General features: G+C 65.3%; 15 protein-coding genes. 8 read left to right on the top strand and 7 right to left on the bottom strand.

The window, feature by feature from the left end:
• Positions 1-9: 9 nt before the first annotated feature.
• Both ASE69_RS00260 and ASE69_RS00255 read right to left on the bottom strand, forming a co-directional pair.
• Entirely contained in the window at positions 10-1,899 is a 1,890-nt protein-coding gene (locus ASE69_RS00260) for a gamma-glutamyltransferase family protein (protein ID WP_056481324.1), read from the bottom strand.
• 131 nt (positions 1,900-2,030) lie between these two features.
• Entirely contained in the window at positions 2,031-2,243 is a 213-nt protein-coding gene (locus tag ASE69_RS00255; protein WP_056481321.1) for a hypothetical protein, read from the bottom strand.
• 121 nt (positions 2,244-2,364) lie between these two features.
• Between ASE69_RS00255 and ASE69_RS00250 the strand changes: the two genes are divergently transcribed.
• The 3 genes from ASE69_RS00250 (at position 2,365) to ASE69_RS00240 (ending at position 5,808) form a co-directional block, all read left to right on the top strand.
• Positions 2,365-3,222, top strand: a complete 858-nt coding sequence (locus ASE69_RS00250; protein WP_056482850.1) for an oxygenase MpaB family protein — start codon at positions 2,365-2,367, stop codon at positions 3,220-3,222.
• Positions 3,223-3,288: 66 nt separating this feature from the next.
• The gene (locus ASE69_RS00245) at positions 3,289-3,678 is read left to right on the top strand and encodes a barstar family protein (protein WP_056481318.1); all 390 of its coding nucleotides are present in this window, start codon (positions 3,289-3,291) and stop codon (positions 3,676-3,678) included.
• A 162-nt stretch (positions 3,679-3,840) separates the two neighbouring features.
• Complete coding sequence (locus ASE69_RS00240) at positions 3,841-5,808, top strand: alpha/beta fold hydrolase (protein ID WP_082452795.1); 1,968 nt, start codon at positions 3,841-3,843, stop codon at positions 5,806-5,808.
• A gap of 125 nt (positions 5,809-5,933) precedes the next feature.
• Here ASE69_RS00240 and ASE69_RS00235 read toward each other — a convergent pair whose 3' ends face one another.
• Positions 5,934-6,827 carry a hypothetical protein gene (locus tag ASE69_RS00235; protein ID WP_056481315.1) on the bottom strand — a complete coding sequence of 298 codons (894 nt, stop codon included), beginning with the start codon at positions 6,825-6,827 and terminating at the stop codon, positions 5,934-5,936.
• 153 nt (positions 6,828-6,980) lie between these two features.
• Here ASE69_RS00235 and ASE69_RS00230 point away from each other — a divergent pair, with 153 nt between their 5' ends.
• Positions 6,981-7,457: a DUF2231 domain-containing protein gene (locus ASE69_RS00230; protein WP_056481313.1), complete on the top strand. Its 477-nt coding sequence runs from the start codon at positions 6,981-6,983 to the stop codon at positions 7,455-7,457.
• Positions 7,454-8,803, top strand: a complete 1,350-nt coding sequence (locus ASE69_RS00225) for a PQQ-dependent sugar dehydrogenase (RefSeq protein ID WP_235517857.1) — start codon at positions 7,454-7,456, stop codon at positions 8,801-8,803. Before ASE69_RS00230 ends, ASE69_RS00225 begins: the two co-directional genes overlap by 4 nt.
• Positions 8,804-8,833: 30 nt before the next feature.
• Here ASE69_RS00225 and ASE69_RS00220 read toward each other — a convergent pair whose 3' ends face one another.
• Entirely contained in the window at positions 8,834-9,706 is an 873-nt protein-coding gene (locus tag ASE69_RS00220) for a VOC family protein (RefSeq protein WP_056482845.1), read from the bottom strand.
• A gap of 421 nt (positions 9,707-10,127) precedes the next feature.
• Between ASE69_RS00220 and ASE69_RS00215 the strand changes: the two genes are divergently transcribed.
• Entirely contained in the window at positions 10,128-11,954 is a 1,827-nt protein-coding gene (locus ASE69_RS00215; RefSeq protein ID WP_056481310.1) for a DUF885 domain-containing protein, read from the top strand.
• Positions 11,955-12,077: 123 nt separating this feature from the next.
• On the opposite strand, the gene ASE69_RS00210 is transcribed toward ASE69_RS00215, so the two are convergent.
• The 3 genes from ASE69_RS00210 to ASE69_RS00200 form a co-directional block, all read right to left on the bottom strand.
• On the bottom strand, positions 12,078-14,495 hold the full coding sequence (locus ASE69_RS00210; protein ID WP_056482842.1) for an ABC transporter permease: 2,418 nt from the start codon (positions 14,493-14,495) through the stop codon (positions 12,078-12,080).
• A 126-nt stretch (positions 14,496-14,621) separates the two neighbouring features.
• Positions 14,622-15,302, bottom strand: coding sequence for an ABC transporter ATP-binding protein (locus ASE69_RS00205; RefSeq protein ID WP_056481307.1), 681 nt, complete (start codon positions 15,300-15,302; stop codon positions 14,622-14,624).
• A gap of 8 nt (positions 15,303-15,310) precedes the next feature.
• Complete coding sequence (locus ASE69_RS00200) at positions 15,311-16,594, bottom strand: efflux RND transporter periplasmic adaptor subunit (RefSeq protein WP_235517853.1); 1,284 nt, start codon at positions 16,592-16,594, stop codon at positions 15,311-15,313.
• Between the two features lie 126 nt (positions 16,595-16,720).
• Here ASE69_RS00200 and ASE69_RS00195 point away from each other — a divergent pair, with 126 nt between their 5' ends.
• Entirely contained in the window at positions 16,721-17,953 is a 1,233-nt protein-coding gene (locus tag ASE69_RS00195) for a sigma-54-dependent transcriptional regulator (RefSeq protein ID WP_056482837.1), read from the top strand.
• Positions 17,954-17,957: 4 nt separating this feature from the next.
• A complete protein-coding gene (locus ASE69_RS00190) occupies positions 17,958-19,139 on the top strand; it encodes a sensor histidine kinase (protein WP_235517851.1) in 1,182 nt (393 codons plus the stop codon).
• Positions 19,140-19,241 lie beyond the last annotated feature (102 nt).

Here is a 19,241-nt window from a genome sequence, read left to right as displayed (position 1 = left end):
GTCATCCCCTCAATAGGCCAGAGCGCAGCCGTCGGCCCGCATCTCGCTCGCCGCGGCATAGACACGCGTGTCACCGTCCATGCGGTGCTCGACGCATTCGTAGCGCCCGAAGCCGCCATCGGGCTCACCGATCGTCCAGCCGATGTCGGCCAAGCGCTGCTTCGTGGCGACAGGCACGCCCGATTCCAGCCGCAGCAATCCACGCGGCCCCAGCCCGGCGCTGTCCTCCCCCATCGATTGCGACGAGCCCTCATGGTGCCAGCGCGGCGCGTCGCCCGCCGACTGAATCTCGAGGCCATAGTCGACGCGGTTGACGATGATCTGCGTCTGCCCCTGCGGTTGCATGTCGCCGCCCATTACCCCGAAGCTCATCCAGGGATCGCCGCCGCGCGTCGCGAAACCGGGGATGATCGTCTGGAACGGCCGCTTGCCGGGCGCGTAGATATTGGGATGGCCGTCCCTGAGGCTGAACAGCTGCCCGCGATCCTGGAACATGAAGCCGAGCCCATCGGCGACCAGTCCCGACCCCATGCCGCGAAAGTTCGACTGGATCATCGACACCATCATGCCGTCCTTGTCGGCACAGCTGAAATAGGTGGTGTCGCCGTGGCTGGGCGCCTGGCCGGGATGGACGGGATCGAGGATCCGGTCGCGGCGGATCAGTGTCGCGCGCTCGCGGGCATAGTCCTTGGATACCAGCCACTCGACCGGGACCTTGCTGAAATGCGGATCGGCATAGAAGCGCGCTCGGTCTTCATAGGCGAGCCGCTTCGCTTCCGCCTGCAGATGGATCGACAGCGGTGACTGGAAGCCTGCGTCGCCGAGATCGAAGGTCTCGAGGATGTTCAGCATCTGCAGCGTTGCGATGCCCTGCGTGTTGGCACCGAGCGCATGCACGTCCACGCCGCGATAGCCCGTCCGGTGCGGCGCGATCCATTCCGAGCGGTGCGCGGCCAAATCCTCAAGGCGCAGCCAGCCGCCGATCCGCTTGAAGTAGCGATCGATGACGCGGGCGATCTCGCCGGAATAGAACGCATCGCGTCCGCCCGCTGCGATCGCGCGATAGGTGCGAGCGAGATCGGGGTTGCGAAAGACCTGCCCGATCGCCGGGCCCTTGCCGTCGGCCAGGCCGTAGGTCCTGAGGGCGTTGGCGGTTTCCTCGATGCCGTTACCCGGCCGGCGGAATGCCGCCATGCTGCGCCGGATGTAATAGGCGATGATGTCGGGCACCGGCGCGCCTGCCTCGGCATGCGCGATCGCCGGCTCGAACAACTGCGCCCAGGGCAGCCGGCCATAGCGTTGGTGCATCGTCCACCAGGCATCCACAGCGCCCGGCACCGATACCGACACCGCACCCAGCGGCGGCAGCGCCCCGCCGCGTGCCCGCGACCGCACCGTTTCCAGGCTCAGGCCCCGCGGCGACGCGCCCGATCCGGCGAGGCCGACGACCTTGCGCTGCTTCGGATCCCAGATCATCGCATAGGCGTCGCCGCCGATGCCGCTCGATGTCGGCTCGAGGAAACCGAGACACGCGTTGATCGCGATCGCAGCGTCGACCGCCGATCCGCCTCGGCGCAGGATGTCGATCCCGGCCTGCGTCGCCAGCGGGTGTGCGGTCCCCGCCGCGCCGTTGAGGCCATAGGCAGCGGTGCGCGAGGCGAAACTCGCGCCGACCGGACGGTCGCCCGCCGCCACGTCGGGACGCAGGAAGCGGTCCTCGCCGGCAACCCAGCGCGGGGGGAGCGTCGCGGTCTTCGGCCGAGGCGCACCACCCTGTCCCGGTCCCGGAACGCCCTGCTTGCCCGGAACGCCGGGTCCGGCCTGACCGCCCTGCGCCATACCTATGCCCGGTAGCAATGCGGCCCCCGGCAAGGCGGCAATGAAAGTTCGACGACGCATAGAGGACGCTCCCGGTGCTGATGCCCGATCTTCGCTGGCTCTATGAGCGAGTACAAGGGGTTGATAGCGCCCGCGTCGCTACAGCGTCCGTCCACCGAAGCTGACTCCGTCAGACACCGTAGTCGCAGCGGCTAACCGTCGCGCGGGGCGCGGGCGATCACGGCTTGAGCTGCACGAAGACGGGCCTTCCAGATCTTGACCGACGGATGCCCGGCAGCGAGGCCGACCAGCCGCCCCTCGATCTGCGTGACCTCTCGCTTGGCTGCATCGAGCTCGGTCGCCGTCGGTGCAGGCTGGATATTGGCGCGTGCATGCGCGCCGGTGCGTCCCTTGCTCTTTGTCATGGGCAACGCGATGGTCTCAGATGGCAGGGGCCGTCAATATAGGACGGCATCTATGACAGGTCTCAGCATGTCGATGACCGATCCGCCGTTGCTAAATACGTGCTCGGGCGTTCGTGACGGCATGAACGACAGCCTGCTATCGATCCGCGACCAGACCAAGACCGGCATCGTGCGACAGGTGCGGACTCTGTTCAATGACCAGGCTCGTGGCGAGGAGCCGGTGAAGCGGAGCGATGATGCGCTGTTTCCGCCCGATTCCATGATCTGGCGTGTGCATGGCGACGTTGTCAGCATGATGGTTGGCGGCGTGTCCGCGTTGCTCCTGCAGATGCTACATCCAGCCGTTCTAGCCGGGGTTTGGGACCATTCGAACTTCCGAACCGATATGCTCGGCAGGCTGCGGCGCACTGCCCGATTCATCGCTGCGACCACATATGGCGAGCGCGCGGAGGCAGAGGCGGCAATAGCGCGAGTCCGCGCGGTCCATTCGCACATCGGTGGCGCGCTTCCCGACGGTACGCCCTACCGTGCCGACGACTCCAGGTTACTGGCGTGGGTCCATGTATCCGAAGCGTGGTCCTTCCTGGCGGCGTGGCAACACTACGGAGATCGTCGACTGACGCTCGCGCAGGAGGATCTCTACTACGCCGAGTTCGCGAGCATAGGATCGGCACTGGGTGCCGACGCCCTCCCGCGGAACCGTGCGGGCACGAATCAGGCGCTTCGCAATATGCAGCCGGCGTTGATCGCAGACGGTCGCACGCGCGAGGTCGCGCGATTGGTGCTCAATCAGACACCGGGCAACCCACTGGCAATACCGCTTCAACGAACCATCGCCCAGGCGGCGGTGGACCTTCTCCCGAGCTGGGCACGTCGGATGCATGGCCTGCATGCGTCGCCGATATTCATGAGGCCGGTCGTTCGGTCCGGTACACGACAGATGGCGAAAACGTTGCGCTGGGCCTTCGACGGCAACTGAAGCGGGAGGCGCAGAACTGGCCAAGTTCGTTACGGCCCATCGACGGCATGGTCCGGGAGTAAGTGGATGAAGACGTTGACCATCATCGGCCGGAATATCAGCGATATCCCGACCTTCTACGCCGAGATAAACCGGGTGTTTATGGCCAAGGAAGGTTGGCAATTGGGCGAAAGCCTCGATGCGCTGAACGACCTGCTCTATGGCGGCTACGGCGCGATCGAGGGGCGGGAACGGGTTCGTATCGTCTGGCAGGACGTTGCGGCCAGCAGGTCGGCGCTCGGTGTCGAGACGACCCGAACGTTCCTCGCCAGAAAGTTGCAGCGACCGGCCGGCTTCGACGTGGCTGCGATTGGTCGCCAACTGGACGCACTCGAGCGTGGCACTGGACAAACCTATTTCGAGATCGTCATGGAGATCTTCAGCGATCATCCGAACATCGAGCTTGTCATGGCTTGATGCGAAGCGATCGAGTTCCGTTGGCGATTTGCCGTGCAGACGTTGACGCAACCTCCGCCGTCTCTCGACTTTGCCCGTGGCTACCGAATGATTGAACGCGAGGTGCGCGAGCGCGTTGTCGATCAAGAAGGGGCGCGTCGCCTCGGAGCGCGAGGACACGACATGGCAAAGCCCTTCACGATTGCAGTACCGGACGAGCGGCTCGCCGGCATCAACGCCAAAGTCGCATCGTTCGACTGGGGCGCGCTGCCCGACGCCGGAGGCTGGCAGTCGGGTGTCGGCCTCGCAGACCTCAAGCGGCTCGTGGATTATTGGCGTACTCGGTTCGACTGGCGTGCGCAGGAACGTCGGTTGAATGCTTTACCCCACTTCACCAGCGAAGTGCTCGGCCAGGCGCTTCATTTCGTTCATGCGCGGGGCGATGGTTCACGCGCACCGCTGCTCCTGCTGCACGGCTGGCCGGGGTCGTTCATCGAATTCGAAGCGCTGATCTCCCCGTTAGTGGCCGACGGCCATGACGTCGTCGTGCCCTCGCTCCCGGGCTACGCCTTCTCCGGGCGTCCTGCCGCACCGATCGGACCGCGTCGAACTGGCGGGATCATGCATGGCCTGATGACCGAACTGTTCGGGGATGCTCGCTATCTGGTGCAGGGCGGCGACTGGGGCGCAGCAATCGGAAGCTGGATGGCGCACGATCATCCTGAAACCATCGACGCGCTGCACCTCAACATGGTTCTCATCCAGGCTGCAGACGTATCGCCGAAGACGCCCGACGAACTCGCCTGGGCAGCACGACGCGCGACGCTGGCCAAGGAGGAGACCGGCTACTCGCAAGAGCAGGGCACGCGTCCGCAGACGCTCGGAGTTGCCATGGCGGACAGCCCCGTCGGCGTTGCCGCCTGGATCCTGGAAAAGTTCGGTGCATGGGCGGACGTGCCGCGCGACGAACAGGGCCGGCCCGATCTTTGGCAAGCCTTCGACGAGGACACGCTCCTCACCAACATCATGCTTTACCTTGTCGAGGGGTCCTTCATCACATCGACCTGGATGTATCGCGGTCGCGTATTGGAGGGGTCGGGCCAATTTCCGGCCGGCAGCCGCATCAAGGTGCCGACCGGCGTCGCAGCCTTCCCAGACCCCGTCTTCCCGCCGCCGCCACGATCGCACGCACGCAAGACCTACAACATCGTCCACTGGAACGAGATGAAGGCCGGCGGCCATTTTGCTGCACTCGAGCAGCCCGAGCTCCTGCTGGCCGATATGCGACGCTTCTTCGCGGACCAAGCATCCTCACAGAGGGGCAGACGCCATCGGCTGATCGGCGCGGCTGGCCTCGCTGGCGCCGCCGCCATAGGCCTTTGGGCACTGGCAGTCGGTAGCCGACGCTCGGACGATACAGAGGGCCGGCGCCGCGCGACCTACCCGCCACTGGATGTCCCCAAAGCAGTTGCCGACGGTGTGTGGATCGTCGACAGCGGACCGATCGATGCGATGGGTTTCGCGTTACCTGTACGGATGACGATCCTTCGGCTCGATAACGGCGATCTGCTGTTACACTCGCCCACCCCCTTTTCGACCGAGTTGGCCCAGGCCGTCGAGGCGCTGGGTCGGGTGCGGCATCTCGTCGCACCCAACGTGGCCCACTGGACTTTCCTTGCCAACTGGCAACGCGCCCACCCCGAAGCGACCACCTGGGCCGCGCCGGGGCTACGGGACCGGGCGCCGGTCCGTGCATCGTCCGTCCGGTTCGATGCCGAACTGGGTGAGACAGCCCCCGCCGAATGGTCGGGCACGCTCGATCAGGGCATCGTGCATGGCGGTGCCGGTTTCAACGAGGTCTGGTTCTTCCACCGGCCAACCAAGACGCTCGTTCTCGTCGACCTCATCGAAAACCTAGATCCTGAAAAGCTTCCGCCCATCACGCGAATGGTGATGCAGGCCTCCGCTGCGACGCACGGCACGACCGCACGGTACCTGCGCCTACCGGTACGGCTAGGTGGAGCGAACGCCAAAAAGGCCGTGCAGGCGATCGTGGCGCTCGAGCCTGACCGGGTGATCTTCGCGCACGGGCGCCCATTCGACAGCGATGGTGCGGCACGATTGAAGCGTGCCTTCGAATGGCTGATTTAGGCACTATTCCGTGCAGTCGCTGCTGTCGCCTCGGCCTTCGAATGTCGTTCGGGTGTCGGTTTCAGCAGCCGCGGCCGGCGGCGTCGTTTATCGGCGGCGTATTGGTTCCCGATAGCCATCATGGACTAATATGCCGTCGACACTGACCACGTGATCAGCGGCACGACGGTACCGGTTTCCCCGCGCGGACCGCTCAACGCGGCAAGGCGATCGTCACGTACGACTGCCAGCGCCTCAAGGCGCGTACTCCACTGCATGGCGCCCAGCAGAAATGGCTGCTCAAGGGCGGCGCCGGCGCTGAGGTAGCTACGGCTGCCACTTCCCGAACCATAGAAGCCGCCCCACCCTCGCCCTATCGCGATAGGTATGCTCAATTTCGGCCCGTCTTTGCGCTCGGAAAGGTCGAAGCTCGGTTCGATCGCCGCCAGCGTGAAGACTCCGTTGTCTCCCTTCGGTCGCATCGTGACGGCCAAGGTCGGCGACAATTTGCCAACTACGTCATCGCCGTAATAGGCAAGCGACAGACTCGCCTCGTGCGTCGTGGCCGACACGCCGTTCGGACTCGTCTTGATCGTATAGACCCCGGCGGCTCTCAGCCCCTTCAGCGGCGTGAACACCAGAGCGGCGAGGTTGTTGCTCTCGTACCATATCCGCGGTGTCGACATTTCTCCCGTCGACGGCGCATGAAAACCATTGGAGGAGCGCAACACCAGCCAGCTAGTCGCCACGCCATCCGAGCCGTGCGACAGATCGATCCCGACCGCGACTTGCGCATGAGCAGGCAGCCGGTCTAGGTCCGCACGATCGTCATCGTAATTGCCTCGCGCGAAGTCGCCATTGCGGACGTCGAACACCAGTTGAGGGTGAAGGTCGCCGCCCCCGGATATTTTGGCCGACCCTAACGTCGCATCCTCGGTATCGATCGTCGGCACCGACTGCGCTGACGCATCGATGGACGCCAGCGCGGCAATTGCCGACCACGCGAAGCGCGCGCCACGACAACATGTCAGAAATTTCATGTTACTTAGCCTCGTGTACCATCGTCGTTAGTATGTCCGAAGAACGGCGGTTAGTTTGGGGGAAAACGTACTGATCTACATTTAAATACGATCGATACTTGCTCGGATACTTTATGGCCGGGAACTGACTGCCCAGTTTAACGCTTAGACAGTATGAGCATTCGACTTGAAGAGCATCGCAGCGACGGGGGAAACCCTAGGTCCACGGCCAAGCTTTTTGGCCACCCCCTCCATCCCATGCTGGTACCGTTCCCGATCGTTTGCTTCATAGGCGCGCTGCTAACCGATCTTGCTTATCTAAAGTCGGCAAACATCATGTGGAGCAACTTTTCCATCTGGCTGATCACCGCCGGGTTGGTGATGGGTGGACTAGCTGCCGTGACCGGGATGATCGACTATGCCGGTGACCGCCGAGTGCGCGCGGCACGTCCGGCGACCCCGCATATGATCATCAACCTCGGGGTGTTCGTGATCGAGCTTTTCAACGCATTCATTCACAGCCGCGATGGTTGGACGAGCGTGGTACCGACAGGCTTGACCTTATCGGTGATCTCGGTGGTATTGCTCGGGGTCAGTGCGTGGCTTGGCGGGTCGCTCGTCTACAAGCATCGCGTCGGGGTGCGGTCGTGATCGTCGCAAAGCCGCGCGCCCGGAACCTTCTCGCGGGTGTCGCGGTGGTATCGGTGATCGCGCTTTCCGGTTGCAACGATGGCGGCGCAGAGTTCGATCGCAATTCGCAGATCGGATCGAATCCCGTCTTGCCTGCGCCAAAGCAATATCTGGTTCCGCCCATCCACGTCGCCGAGGTCGTGGGATGGCGTGCCGGCCAAGCACCCACCGCTGCGGCTGGCCTTCGCGTACAGGCGCTGGCACGCGATCTGAACCATCCGCGAAACGTCCTGGCATTGCCAAACGGCGACGTACTCATCGTCGAGTCCCAGGGCCCGAACCTCGATCCGATCACGCGCCCGAAGAACCCTATCGTGTCATGGGTTCAAAAGCGCGCCACAGGGCAGAACGGTGCTAAACCAAAGGGCGGGACCAATCAGATCACGCTGGTACGGGACACCAATGGTGACGGCGTACCCGAACTGCGTACGGTTCTGGTCGACCATCTTTTCTCGCCGTTCGGCGTCGTCTTTGCTGACAATTATCTGTACGTCGCAGCGACCGACGCGGTCCTGCGATATCCCTATACGCTCGGTCAGACCCGGATCACGGCCGCCCCCGTGCGGTTGACCGAATTGCCCGGGGGGCCAATCGACCATCACTGGACGAAGAGCCTGACGCTCAGCCCGGACGGGAAACTGCTCTATGCGACGGTTGGATCGAACAGCAACATCACCGAGAACGGCATGGAGGCCGAGAGGAACCGTGCGGCGGTGTGGGAAATCGACCGGTCATCGGGCCGCTCCCGCGTGTTCGCCACGGGACTGCGCAATCCGAACAGCCCCAACTTTTACCCAGGGACCAACACGCTTTGGGTCGTCGCGAACGAACGCGATGAACTGGGGCCGAACCTTGTCCCGGATTATCTCACCTCGGTACGCGATGGCGGCTTTTACGGTTGGCCCTATAGCTATTACGGCCGTCACGTGGATCCACGCGTCATGCCGCAGCGACCCGATCTGGTCGCTCGGGCGATCGTTCCGGACTATGCGCTGAGCAGCCATGTCGCGGCGCTTGGACTCACATTCTATTCCGGGTCGTCTCTTCCGCCCCGCTACCGCGGCGGTGCCCTGATCGGCGAGCATGGCAGTTGGGATCGCGACGAACTGAATGGCTACAAGGTTGCGTTCGTACCGTTCAGCAACGCGCGTCCAAGCGGCAAGGCCGAGGACTTTCTGTCCGGCTTCGTGTCGCCCGATGGCAAGGTTCGCGGTCGTCCCGTCGGCGTTACCGTCGACCGAACAGGCGCGGTCCTCGTTGCCGATGATACCGGCAACGTCGTTTGGCGGGTTTCGGCGGCGCGTTGACGCGATACGCGCCGGAGGATCACGTTGGCCTCAGTCCGTGGGGCTTTCGGCGGTGAAGGGGGAGCAGCATGGTTTGGTGACTGGCTGAAACTCCATCAACTCGACCCGGGTCCCGTCCGGATCGTAGAAGTTGGCCTGCCACTTGCCATCCAGCCCCATCTGGGGTCCATCGTGATGCGGGCTCAAGCGGCTTTCCCGATACAATGTCGTGACGGCTGCCTGCATGTTCGACACGCCAAGCGAAAAATGGTTGAGGACGCCAAGCTGGTTGGCATTCACCTTGGCGATCGGCACGTCTGATCCCGGCCCGACCATCATGTATTCCATCCAATCACGCCCATCCGGCGCCTGCTGGGATACCCAGTCGACCTTTGTCGGCTCGAACGCACCAAACCAATAGGGTCGAAAGCCGAGCAGGCGGCGGTAGAAGCTGTCTTGTTTAGCGCGATCATGGACCGCATAGCCGACATGAATGACGCGACTACTTATCGCGCCAGGTACCGCAGTGGCATCCGGACTGGCGGATTGAACGAACTGGACCTCGTTACCTTCCGGATCGTGCGTAACGAACCAACGATCGCCGCCAGCCACGCCCCGGACCGGACCAAGCTCCGTCATGCCCTGCGCCATGAACCATGAGCGCAGGCGCGCTGCGTCCGTCGTGAGATAGGCCGCATGGGCGAGCATGCTGGCGCCGTGTCCGGTAGGCGCAGGCAACACCTCGACGAACTGACGAGAGCTGAAATAGAAGCGGACGCCGGCTGCGTTCTGCGGGTCCATACCTTTCCGTGCGCCGAGTACGTGCGTGTAGAAATGCTCCGATTTCGCCATGTCGCGCGAGTAGACAGCGAGATGCGAGATCCCCGTGATTGCGGGTCGAACCTCAGGGGGCCTGGCCCCCATCAGTGCGGTCGCAGCGCATGCCAACGCTAATAGCCGTGGCGTCACAGGTCGATCCTCTCATCATTATACGCACGTCTTAGGCCGGCTGATGGACCGTTTAAGGACACTATTTCCCTTGTCACGCGGGGCACATTAATCGTCAAGATGTTGGAACACTCGGAGAGGGAGTTTGATTGGCTACTGCGCTACATCAGACATCATCCATGCCTCGTATCAATCCCTAAACCCGGAAATGCTTCCCCTTTAGCGGGCGAAGTCCAGGAAGATGTACGGACGTCACAGAGCGGGGTTGGCTGCGCATTGGCCTGACTGCACGATGCGTGAGGCTGTACTGCTGGGGCTGTCCAATGCAGTAGGGTTGCGCGGCTGCCCTACTGTCGCCTAGCGTGGCGCCATCAGCTTCACAGTCAGGAACATCGGCATGGATCGTCGCGCTTTTATCATGTCCAGTGCCGCTACCGCCACGCTGAGCGTGCTACCCACACGATCCGCGTTTGCGCAGACTTCGGCAGGAACAGCAGCGGCACCATCGCCGGGCGACGCCCGGCTGAACGCGGCCTTCGATCAGGTCCTGCGCGAAACCGTTCGCCAATCGCCGGAATTCGCCACCTCGCTGGGGCTCGATACCGGCAAGGATGTCGATCTGCGCCACATGCTGGGCGACAACAGCTACGCCGCCATCGCGAAGGATCTGGCTCGGAACCGCAAGGCAAAGGCGCTCGTCACCGCGGTCGATCCCGCCTCGCTGTCGCCGCAGGCGCGCATCGATCGCGAAGTCGTCCTCTACAGCATCCAGTCGAACATGGTCGGCCCGGAGAAGTTCGGCCTCTCCTCGCCGCAGGGGCCTTATCCGATCACCCAGCAGGACGGCGTCTATTTCTCCATGCCGGACTTCCTGGCCTCGACCCACCCGGTGAAGACCGCGGATGATGCAGAAGCCTATCTGGATCGATTGGCGATGATGGGCCGGCAGCTGGATAACGAAACCGAGGTTCAGCGTCGCGAGGCCGCCAAGGGCCGGCTGGCGCCCGACTTCTCCCTCGATCTCGCGCTAGGCCAAATGGCGAACCTCCGGTCACCAAGCCCGGCCGACAACCAGCTCGTCCAGGCGCTGACCAGCCGCACTGGCCCCGCGAAGATCGCCGGGGATTGGCAGGCACGCGCTGCCCGGATCGTCGCGACCCAGGTCTATCCGGCGCTCGATCGCCAGATCGCTTTGCTGCGCTCGCTGCGGCCCTCGGCGCGCAGCGCCGCCGGCATCTGGGCGATCCCCAACGGCGATGCGATCTACGCCGCCGCGCTGGCCCAGGCGACAACCACCAGCTTGTCGCCCGACGAAGTCCATCGCATGGGCCTGCAGCAGGTCGCAGAACTCACCGCGCAGCTCGATCAGATCCTGCGTGGACAGGGCCTCACGCAGGGCAGCGTCGGTGCCCGCCTCGACCAGCTCAACCGCCTGCCCGCGCAATTGTTCGCGAACACAGACGCCGGCCGTGCCGAGCTGCTCGCCAGCCTCAACGCAGGCGTCCAGGCGATGCAGGCACGGTTGCCTAAGGCATTTACGAACCCGCCCAACGCGGCACTTGAAATCCGCCGCGTCGCGCCCGAGATCCAGGACGGTGCACCCAACGGCTATTACTTCCGCGCGCCGCTCGATGGCTCGCGTGCCGCGATCTACTGGATCAATCTCAAGAGCGTGCACGACTGGCCAAAATACACGCTGCCGAGCCTCACCTATCACGAGGGCGTGCCGGGGCATCATCTCCAGATATCGACCGCGCAGCGTGCGCCCACCCATCCGCTGCGCAAGATCGCCTTCTTTAACGCGTATCTAGAAGGCTGGGCGCTCTATGCGGAACAACTCGCCGACGAACTCGGCGGCTATGCCTCGCCCGTGGAACGCGCCGGCTATCTGCAATCATTCCTGTTCCGCGCAGCACGCCTGGTCGTGGATACCGGCATTCATACCAAGCGGTGGACCCACGATCAGGCGACGAAGTATCTGGTCGATACGGTCGGCTTCGCCCCCGGGCGCTCGCAGCGCGAAGTCGAGCGCTATTGCGTCTCGCCGGGTCAGGCATGCAGCTACAAGATCGGTCATGCGGCGTGGCTGCGTGCGCGCGAGAAGGCCAAGGCAATCGCCGGCGATCGCTTCGACCTGAAGCATTTCCACGATGTGCTGGAAGCCGGTGCGATGCCATTGTCGATGCTGGAGCGGATCGTCGAGGAACGTGCGCGCGCCGTCTGACGGCTGGTCCTGGGGCAACACGCGATGCCGAGCGCCCGCCCGCCCATGTTGAGGACGGCGTGTAGCCGATGGCGGGCGAGCGAACGGTACAGCGTCGGGAAGGCTGAGGACATCGACCGGCCCCTATTCGTGGCGTAGCGCGCGCGCGGGCTCGGCGCGGGCGACGCGCCATGCCTGGCCGAAGACGGTCGCGCTCGCGATCAGCGCTGCGGCGAACGACGCGCCGACGAAGAACAACGGCGACAGCGCGATGCGGTCGTCGAACCCGCCTAGCCAGCGCTGCATCGCGACATAGGCGAGCGGCCACGCGACGAGGTTGGCGAGGATCACGGGGCGCAGGAACTGCCCGATCAACAGCCGCAACACCTCGGCTGTCGAGGCACCGAGCGTCTTGCGGATGCCGATCTCCTTGACGCGTCGCGCGGTGTCGAACGCCGCCAGGCCGTAGAGCCCGATGCAGCCAATCAGGATCGCCAGCACCGCACCGATCGTGAACAGCCGCGAGCGTTGCGCATCCGCCTTGTAATAGCGCTGGTACAGATTGTCCTCGACCGAGCGCGCCTCGAACGGAACGCCGGGAACGACGCGCTTCCACGCCGCCTCGAGTGCCGCCATCATCGTCTTCGCATCGCGGCCGGCATAGCGCACCGCCGCGAACGGCGAGAGGATATCGACGGTGTTGTAGGTGTAGGCGACCGGCGTGACGGCATCGCGCGGGCTCCTGAAGCGCAGATCGTCGACTATGCCGATAATGGTCGAGTCCCGCTCGCCGTCGTTGATCGACTGCCCCAGTGCTGCGGCCGGCGACGCGAAGCCCAGCGCTGTCACCGCCGTCCGGTTGATCACCACATTAGGCCCTGCCCTCTTGCGTTCGGCAAGCGTCAACAGGCCGCGGTCGTCGGCATGCGCGGCGTCGAACAAGCGCCCCGCGACGAGACGCGCGCCGTACACGCGGAAATAGTCGCGGCCGGTGCCGACATCCATCAACGATATCTTGCTGCCCGACGCGCCTGCACGGCTGTATCCCGAGAAATTGGTCGTGCTCTGGTCGCCCGGGGCATTGTTGGCGACGGTGACGCCGGTGACGCCGGGGGCCGCCGCGAGGCTGCGCAGGATCGCAGCGCGCTGTGGGGAGTCGATCCCGCCGGTCATCAGCGAGCGGACGATCATCAAGCCGTCGCGGCGAAACCCGACATCGGCGTCACGGATATGCTCGGTCTGTTTGAGCATGACTCCGGTCGCGATGGCGAACGCGATTGCGATCGCAAACTGCACGACCACTAGGGCGCTCCGTAGACGAGTCCCGCTACGCCCGCCACCTGGTGCTCGCGTCGAGGCGAGCACTGCGGCAGGGCGAAATCCCGACAGCACGAACGCGGGATACAGCCCCGCGACCAAAGCGATGCCGAGGACCAGCAGGACCAGCGGCAGGACGACGCCGTCCCATCCGACGTAGCGGATCGCCAGTGTCGTTCCGCCAAGCGCATTGATGAAAGGCAGCGCGATCTCGGCCAGCGCGAGCCCGATCAGCGCCGCCACAGCGACCGTCGCCAGCGCCTCGCCCAGGAACTGGCGGATGAGCGACCGCCGCGTGCCACCCAGGACCTTGCGCATCGCCACTTCGCGCGCGCGTAGCCCAGCGCGTGCGGTCGCGAGATTGACGTAGTTCACGATGGCGATGAGCAGCGTCAGCAACCCGACCGCACCCAGAGTTGTAACGATCGCGCGATCACCCGGACTATACAGATGCATCGCGGTCAGCGGCCGCAGCGACTGGAAATACTCGCCTTTCTTCAGATTGCCGCCGGCATAGGCATGGCGGTCGAGAAAGGATGGCAACTGCGCCTCGAACACCCGCGCTGCCACCGCATCGGGAAACCGCAGGAACGTGGTCAGCGACGCGCTGCCCCAATGCTCCCACCACTCGTTGCCGAAGCGAGTCCGTGAGATTTGCGCGAACATCTCGCTCTTGAACGTGACGTCGTCGGGCATGTCGCGCAGGACCGCCCCGACCTTGTAGGGATAGGTCGTCCCATCGATCGACAGTTGCAGCGTCCGGCCGATCGCCGACTGGCTCCCGAAATATTTCCGCGCGGTCTTCTGCGTGACCACCAGGCCGTTCGGATCGGCGAGCGTTGCCGCTGGATTCCCCTCGACCGCGGGAAAGCGCATGAGATCGAAGAAGTTCGGGTCGACCGTGCCCAAATCCTCGGCGGTCGCCTGCCCGCCCTGCTGCACCGTCGCCGCCATGTTCATGTAGCGCGTGCCGACCAGCTGCGGGTAATCCGCCTGCAGGATCTTGAGTTCGCTGCCCATCGTGTTCGGGTTGGTGTCCGCCGGATAGCCCGGCATCACATAGCGTTCCTCCATCACCCACAACCGGTCTTGCTGCGGCAATACGCGGTCGTACCCGGTCTCGAACCGGACGAAGAGGAACAGCACGAGGAACGTCGCGATCCCCAGTGCGAGACCGCCGATGTTGAGGAGCGCGAACAGGCGGTGATGCGCGAGCGACCGATAGAGGCTGGTGAGTGCGGACATGGCGGTTCCTTCAGGCGTCGCTTGCGGCATCGGGGCCGGGCTTGGGGCCGGACTTGGTCGCGGCGAGATGGCGGACGAGGACCACCACGAGCAGCATCAGCACGAGCATCTGGAGCGAGCGGCGCATCAGGCGGCGCGCCGTGCCGACGACAGGATGCGGCCATCGAGCATGTGCACCGTCCGCTTGGCGATATCGGCGTGCGACGGGCTGTGTGTGACCATCACGATCGTCGCGCCCTCGGCGTTCAGCTGGCCGAGGATGTCCATCACCTGCGCGCCGTTCTCGGTATCGAGGTTGCCGGTCGGCTCGTCGGCGAGGATCAGCCGCGGCTCGCCGACGATCGCGCGGGCGATCGCCGCGCGCTGTTGCTGGCCGCCCGACAATTGATGCGGGTGATGGCGCTGGCGGTGGGCGATGCCGACCCTGTCCATCGCCGCCGCCACGCGGTCCTTCTTCTCGCGCGCGGGCATCGTCCGATAGGCGAGACCCAGCGCGACATTCTCGGCGATCGTCAGCTCGTCGATCAGGTTGAAGCTCTGGAACACGAAGCCCAGTCGATCACGGCGCAGCTTGGCGAGTTCGGCTTCGGGCGCGCGCGCGATATCGGCCCCTTCGAACAGATACCGTCCGTCCGTGGGCCGGTCGATCGTGCCGATGATATTGAGCAGCGTCGATTTGCCGCAGCCCGACGGCCCCATGATCGCGACGAATTCACCCGCCTCGACCGCTAGGTCGATGCCGCCGAGCGCAGTCGTCTCGACCTCGTCCGAGGCATAGGTGCGGCTGAGGTCCTGTAACTGGATCATATCGAATCCTATCGGATGAGGAGGGTCTGGAAGGGGGTGTAGGTGCCAAGCGCGGTGGTCACGATCCGCTCGCCGGGCGCGAGGCCGGAGACGATCTCGACCTGATCGGGATTGCGTCGGCCGGTGACGATCGCCCGCCGGACGGCCTTCGCGTTCCCGTCGAGCACGAAAGCGGTGGTACCGCCCGCATCGAGCCAGCCGCCCGACGGCGCCACCACCGCGGTCCGGTCCGCGCCGAGCACGAGGCGGACGTCGAGCGTCTGGCCGCGGTTCAGTCCCGTGGGTGCCGCGCCGCGAAAGCCGAGTTCGACGCGAAACCGGCCCTCGGTCACCTGCGGCAGGATTTTGATGACCGACATCGCATAGCTCCGACCGTCGATGTCGGCCGCCGCGCCGAGCCCTACCCGGACGCGCCCGAGATAGAATTGGTCGACATCGGCAGTCAGCTTCCACTGGCCCTCGGAGTCGATCTGCCCGACCGGATCGCCGGCCTTGAGCGTCTGCCCGGGCTGGAGCGTGAAGGCGGTAAGCCGTCCCGCGACGGGCGCGCGCAGCACCAGCGCGGAGAGACTCGCCCGAACCATCGCCAGGCTCTCGCGCAACTGCCGCGCGGTCGCGGCGATGCCTGACGACTGATCCGCCAACGTCACCCCAGCCTCGGCGGTCCCACGATCGAGCGCGGCAACGCGCGCCTGCTGATACCCGACATCCTCGCGCACCGGATCGATAGCGGCGCGCGTGATGATGCCCCGGTCAAACAGCACCTGCTTCTGCGCGAGCAACGTCCGCGCCTTGGACAGCGCGTTGCGCGCCTCGGCCAGATCGCGCGCGCCATCCTGCCGCGTGTTCTGGACCGACAGCCGCTGGCCGCTGATCGCACTCAACTGCCCGACGATCTCCGCCGAGCGGCTGGCCACGTCGAGTTCGAGCGACGGATTAGACAAACGTGCGAGCGGCGTGCCGGCGGCGACCATCGCGCCATCGCTGGTGGCGAGGTCGGCGACCTGCCCGCCCGAGATCGCGGTCACGAACACCGTGCGCAACGGCGCCACCTCGGCGCGGAGCGGCACGAAATCGCGGAACGGCGCGCGCACGACATCGCCGATACGGATCGCGGCGGCGTCGACGGTCAGCGCATTGGCGCCGGGCATCAGCAGCCACAGCAACACCGCCGCAGCCACCACCGCGATTGCAAGCGCACCGCGCACGATACGCTTGCGCCGCTTGGCGTGCGGACGCTCGATACGCCGGTCCATCGCGGCGCCCGTTCCAGGCAGGGTCGTCTCTGTCATGCGGACAGTGTACGGGACGGATCAACCAGATCCTAAGCTACTGCCAACGCTGCATAATTCCGCGCCCCGTAGCTGAATCACGCACCCGACTGTACCAACTGTCCGTTTCCGGACACTATGACGGCCATGTCAACCGAATCGCATATCCTGGTCATCGACGACGATCCCGACATCGCCAAGGCAGCGCGGTTGTTGCTCGAACGGCACGGCATGCGCGTCTCGACCGCGGCGAACCCGGAGGCGGCCTGGGTGCTGCTCGCGGGTGAACCGATCGACGTCATCCTGCTCGATCTCAACTTCGCGCGCGGACGGACCACCGGCGAGGAGGGGTTCGCGATGCTCGACCGGCTGATCGCAGCAGACGCGCGCGCCGTCGTCATCGTCGTCACCGGGCATAGCGGGATCGCGGTCGCCGTCCGGGCGATGCGCAGCGGCGCGACCGACTTCGTGATCAAGCCCTGGAACAACGAACGCCTGCTGACCACGGTAGAGCGCGGGCTGGCGCTGTGCCGCGCGAAGCTGGAGACAGCGGCGACACCGCCCGTCCATGACGGCATCCTGCTCGGCGAAAGCGCCGGGATCACGCGCGCGCGCGACCTGGTCGCTCGCGTCGCGCCGACCGCGGCCCCGATCCTGATCCACGGCGCTGCGGGCACCGGCAAGACGCTGATCGCCCGACTGGTTCATCAGACCTCGCCCCACGCCGCCCTGCCGCTCATCACGTTGGACGCCGAGGCCGCGGACGCCGCCGTCATCGCCCAGCAAACGGCGGCGGCCGCTGGCGGGTTGTTGGTCATCGACCATATCGACCGCCTGCCTCGTGCGCTCAACGGCGTTCTCCTGTCAGCGCTCGACGGCATCCGCGTCATCGCGACCACGCGACTGGATCGCACCGGCGTTCAGGGGGCGATCGGCGAAGATTTGCTCGACCGGGTCGGAACGATCGAAATCGCCCTCCCGCCGCTCGTCGATCGCGCGGGCGATGCGGTGCTGCTCGCACGCCATTTCCTCGCGCTGTTCGCCTACCGCCACGGCAAGCCCCTCAAACCACTCGATGCAGACGCGGTGCAGGCGATCGCGGCGGATCGCTGGCCCGACAACGTCCGCGGCCTGCGCCAGACGATGGAACGCGCGGTGCTGCTCGGCAATGGCGAGACTTACGCGATCGGCGACCTGCTGCGTTCACCCGGCAGCGCCGAGCCGCAATCGCTTGCCCCCGATCTGTCACTCGCGCGCAACGAGGAAACGCTGATCACAGCAGCACTCGAACGCCACGCCTTCAACGTCAGCCGCGCCGCCGTACAGCTCGGACTGACTCGCGCGGCGCTCTATCGCCGGATGGCGCGCTATGGCCTCTAACCGGATGCGCGCGGTGGTACGCGCGCTGGTGATAGCTGCGGCCGGTGCCAGTGGTGCGGTGGCGGCCACACGCGGTCTGTACGCCACCGCGCTCCTCGCGGCGATGATCGCGATCTGGATCGCCGCACTCGACATGGTAGACGCTGGTCAGCGCTCGCCGATGCCGGCGCCACCAATCCCGGCCGCGTCCGCCGGAGAGGAGGAACGGCGCCGTCTGAACGCCTATCTCGATCTGTCGCCAGCGCCCTTGGTCGCGCTCGAAGACGGCCGGTTGCGCGCAGTCAACCGCGCCGCGCGGCGATTGCTCGGCGCGGGCGATCTTGTCGTCGATCCGCCTGAGGAGCTCGTTTCCGCGCTCGCCGACACCCGCCCGGGCCGCACCGCCACGATCGAGATCGGGCACGACACCGACATCCGGAGCTTCGCGCTGGCCACCGGCGACCTTGCGCTGGCAGGGCGGATGACGCGGATCGGCGCGCTGATCGACATCGACGCCGAACTGAAGGCCGCCGAGGCCGCCGCGTTGCGCGAGCTCGTCCAGGTCCTGAGCCACGAGATCGTCAACGCCCTCACCCCGATCGCCTCGCTAGCCGAGACCGCGGTGGCGATGCTCGACGATCCGGACCCGACGCTGCCCAAGGTACGCGACGCGGTCGAGACCGTCGCGCGCCGCGCCGCCAGTCTGCACCGGTTCGGCGAAAGCTACCGTGCGTTGGCGAAGCTGCCCGCCCCCTCGGTGGAGCGTATTCCTCTGGCCGGGTTCGTCAGCGATCTGGCAGCATTGTTTACGACGAGATGGCCGGGAGTCGCGTTTACGACCGACCTCCTGGACGCACCGGCCCATCTGCTGGCCGACCCGGATCAACTGACCGCAGCGCTCTGGGCGGTGTTGCAGAACGCAGCCGAGGCGTTGCACGGCTCGTTCGATGCGCGGGTCACGCTCACCATCTCCGCCCTTGTCGGCCAAACGCAGTTCACGATGACGGACACCGGCCCCGGTATCCCCGTCGCAAACCAGGTCGACATCTTCCGCCCCTTCTTCACGACCAAGACCGAGGGCACGGGCGTGGGTCTAGCGCTCGCCCGGCAGATCTTCCGGGGGCACGACGGCGATCTCAGCCTCGCCCATTCTCTCCCCGGCAACACACGGTTCGAGGGCACCGTTCCTTCCGTTCCGACCAGCTGAGCAATCAAAGCGAATGGGACTGATGGATGGTTTGAACACGGAGGCTAAACCGGAAGATCCACAAAGCGAAGTTCCGAGGATTTTCGGGTTCGCAACTTTCGA

This window comes from Sphingomonas sp. Leaf208 (assembly GCF_001421415.1).
In the GTDB taxonomy this organism is placed as follows: Bacteria; Pseudomonadota; Alphaproteobacteria; order Sphingomonadales; family Sphingomonadaceae; genus Sphingomonas.
The sequence above is the reverse complement of the archived record's forward strand: the minus strand, read 5'-3'. Positions and strand labels throughout refer to the sequence as shown.